The sequence below is a fragment of the Selenomonadales bacterium genome, from assembly GCA_017442105.1.
In the GTDB taxonomy this organism is placed as follows: domain Bacteria; phylum Bacillota; class Negativicutes; order RGIG982; family RGIG982; genus RGIG982.
Window position 1 is genome coordinate 1 of record JAFSAX010000066.1, and the last position, 3230, is coordinate 3230.

Below are 3230 nucleotides of genomic sequence, written 5' to 3' on the forward strand. Positions count from 1 at the left end.
AGGTCAATCCGACATACGTATCGCCGTCACGCCAAGCGGCATGTGCTTTGAGTCCGGGGACGATCGCAAGGCGAAGGCCGTATATCATTTCTTCGCCATCGTATTCCGCGCTGAGTGTGGTTGCGGGGAAGATGGCTCTGCCCGTGACGCCGAGCGGATTGAAGGTTTTTTCGATACCGCCGAATACGCCGTCAAAGCGGCCGTCACCGATCCCTGCATGGACACGAAATCCAAGTGGAAGGGCTTTGCTGGCTACGGCATAGAATGTTCGATCATATTCATCGAGGGCATCTTCCATCCCGACTGCAATGCCGGGACGAACGACATTCTCCGACATGAGCGAGAATTTTGTATTCAAGTATAGATCTCTTCCGCGGTCGCCGTCATAGTCAACTGTTGCCGCGCTGATCTCCCAAGCGTTCGACATACCGTAGCCGACTGTATACGCATCACCGTCTTCAAGATGATGGTATCCGAGCGAGAAATGTCCGTCACGCAGAACGTCTGCTGTCGGTGTATAGAGCATACCCGTCGAGCCTGTCACTGTCGGAGCAGCTTGTGCCGCATTGGCAGTAAGAAGAAGTGCCGCGCATACGGCTGTTATCGTTCGTTTCATCATGTTCTCCAATATTACGATTTGCTTTCGAGTTCAGCCAATCGTTTTTCCAATTTTTTTACCTGTTTAATAAGGTCGGGAACCTTACGCGCCGATGCTTCCTGACGGAGCCAGTTGACGTGCGGGCCTGCCGGGAATCCTGCATAGAACGATTTTTCCGGTACGTCTGCAATAAGGCCACTGCGTGCCGCAAGCACGGAGTTGCTTCCGATGTTGATATGACCGACGGTACCGCATTGTCCGCCGAAGGTAACGTGGTGACCGACGATCGTCGAGCCGGAGATGCCTGTCTGCGCAACAACAAGACAGCCTTCGCCCAATACGACGTTATGGCCGAGATGAACGAGGTTGTCGATCTTAGTACCTTTGCCAACGATCGTGCTGTTCATGGCAGCACGGTCGATACCGACGTGCGCACCGATCTCAACGTCGTCTTCCAAAATGACGTTGCCGATTTGCGGAACTTTGTGATGAACACCATCTTTCGTAGCGAAACCGAATCCGTCACCGCCGATAACGGTGCTGCTGTGGATGATGTTGCGGTTACCGACACGGCAGCTTTCGTAGATCGTCACGTTCGGATAGAGGATCGTATCTGCACCGATTTGGGCACCGACCCCGACATACGTATGCGGATAGATAACGGTGTTATCACCGACTGTTACATTATCATCGAGGACAGCGTATGCCATGATGGCAACATTTTCACCGAGCTTGACATTTTCGCCGATCACGGCAGTCGGGTGGATACCGCGTTTTACTTCTGCGCGCGGCGAAAACGCGGCAAGAAGCTGTGCAAATGCCGCACGCGGGTTAGCGACACGAATCGCAGGTTTGGCGAACGTTTCTACGTCCATGCCGATGATAACGGCACCTGCATTCGAAGCTTCTGCTTTTTCCAAATGAGGGGGAACGGCAAAGGTCAGATGATTCGGGCCTGCATGGTCGATATCAGACAGTGCATGGATTTCCAACTCCGGCGCATCAGAGCATACGCCACCGATCATTTCCGCGATTTCTTTTAACGTTTTTTTCATCATGTACCCCCTCCTTTTTTACTGCAATTTTTTGATTACATCATCGGTTACGTCGATGCCGCCTTGTGCAACACCCTGTTTATAAAGGATCAAGTTGAGTTTCTTTTCAGCTGCAACTTCACTCGTTGCTGTTTCCATCGTTGCTTCGAGCTGTGTTTCAAGACCTTTTTTGATCACCATGAATTCCTGCATCGTTTCTTTTTGTTTTTTTGCAAACTGTGCAGCGGACATCGTTTTCTGGTCTTTGCGGAGCTGTTCTTGCAAAGCTTCACCTTTGGTCGTCAATTCCTGCTGGATCGCTTGGATCTTCGGACTTTCTGCCATAACACGCTGTCCGTCCAATACGCCGAATTGCGGTTCGGAGCCGCAGCCTGCTACGAGTAAAGTGCCCATCAATGCCATTCCAACAAGCAATCCTTTTTTCATCTTCATCTTGATATTCCTCCATTCATCTTACTGTTGTTCCTGCTTTTTGCACGCCTCGATCACCGCGTCGGTGATGTCGACAGCCGTGACATTCGCACGAACATCGCTAAGTACGATCGTCAATTCTTGTTCAAGCGCAATGCGCTCTACTTCTGCCTTGATATCTCGCAAGATCATATTTTTGATCTCTTCTTGTTGTTTCCGTTTTTCGTTATATATCTTTTCACTTGCCTCTACGTCGGCTTTCAGCTTGCGATTCAGTTCATCGAGCTGTGCCATCATCGCATCATTCGGCTGACCTGTTTTGGCAGATGTCATAAGGCTGTATTCTTCACCGATCTGCTGAACGTAGGCCTGCATCTCTTCAGAAGCAGCTTTTTGTTCTGCCATCATTTCTTCCGTCATTTTTCTTGCGATCGACTGATAAGCTGCACCCAATTTGGCATCTTCTTCCTGTTTGAGCGACTGCATCTGTTTTTCCAAGGAAGCACGCTCTTCATCGGATATTTTCAGCGTTTCGAGTTTCAACTTGATGTTGAAGATCGGCAATTTGTATTCATCCGTGATCTGACTGCGCAGTTTTGCAAATTCTTCACTTGCCGCTTTTCGTTTGGCAAGATCAGCTTCCGCCAAACGTTTGTTGAGCTCCGTTTCTTTGGCAGCGACTTTTTGATTCGCTTCGGCATAGAGTGCCTGCTGACCTGCCGTCATACTTTGTGATACTTCCATCTGAAGCCCGGACGACATCGTCATCATCTTACCGCGCTCAAGCTTTGCTTTCATATTTTGTTGCAGCTCGGTTATCTCTCGTTCGAGCGCCTCTATCTCACCATATCGCGGATGTGCCTTCACGGCACGCATCGATTCAAGGACACCGAACTTTTCGGCACTTACCATTTTCGTTTGGGCTTCTTGACCGCTTGACGGTATCGAAAAGTTTCCCATTCCGAAATATCCGCCAACCCCGATGATAAGAGCAGTGACGATCGCAATCCCAATCTTCGTTCGATTGTTCATTGAATCACCCTTCCTAATAAAGTGCCGAGCAGGATACCCTGCTCGGCACCGAAACATTGCAAGAATTATTTTTTACGGGGCCGCATAATGCTTGCTTGATTATTTGAAGTTTTTCACGACCTCTTGCGTAATAT

4 protein-coding genes are annotated in these 3230 nt (G+C 49.5%); all 4 read right to left on the minus strand.

Annotation, left to right across the window (positions count from 1 at the left end; genetic code table 11):
• Window positions 1–616 (minus strand): YjbH domain-containing protein (locus IJN28_02790; protein MBQ6712699.1); only part of this gene is annotated, 616 nt, incomplete at its 3' end.
• A 14-nt stretch (window positions 617–630) separates the two neighbouring features.
• Window positions 631–1653, minus strand: coding sequence for a UDP-3-O-(3-hydroxymyristoyl)glucosamine N-acyltransferase (gene lpxD / locus IJN28_02795; GenBank protein ID MBQ6712700.1), 1023 nt, complete (start codon window positions 1651–1653; stop codon window positions 631–633).
• Between the two features lie 18 nt (window positions 1654–1671).
• Window positions 1672–2085 carry an OmpH family outer membrane protein gene (locus IJN28_02800; GenBank protein ID MBQ6712701.1) on the minus strand — a complete coding sequence of 138 codons (414 nt, stop codon included), beginning with the start codon at window positions 2083–2085 and terminating at the stop codon, window positions 1672–1674.
• 21 nt (window positions 2086–2106) lie between these two features.
• On the minus strand, window positions 2107–3096 hold the full coding sequence (locus IJN28_02805) for a hypothetical protein (protein ID MBQ6712702.1): 990 nt from the start codon (window positions 3094–3096) through the stop codon (window positions 2107–2109).
• Between the last annotated feature and the right edge of the window lie 134 nt (window positions 3097–3230).

Bases quoted from the DNA above. Each gene is read 5' to 3' on its own strand.
- lpxD (MBQ6712700.1), bottom strand. From the start codon at position 1,653: ATGAAAAAAACGTTAAAAGAAATCGCGGAAATGATCGGTGGCGTATGC.
- IJN28_02800 (MBQ6712701.1), bottom strand. From the start codon at position 2,085: ATGAAGATGAAAAAAGGATTGCTTGTTGGAATGGCATTGATGGGCACT.
- IJN28_02805 (MBQ6712702.1), bottom strand. From the start codon at position 3,096: ATGAACAATCGAACGAAGATTGGGATTGCGATCGTCACTGCTCTTATC.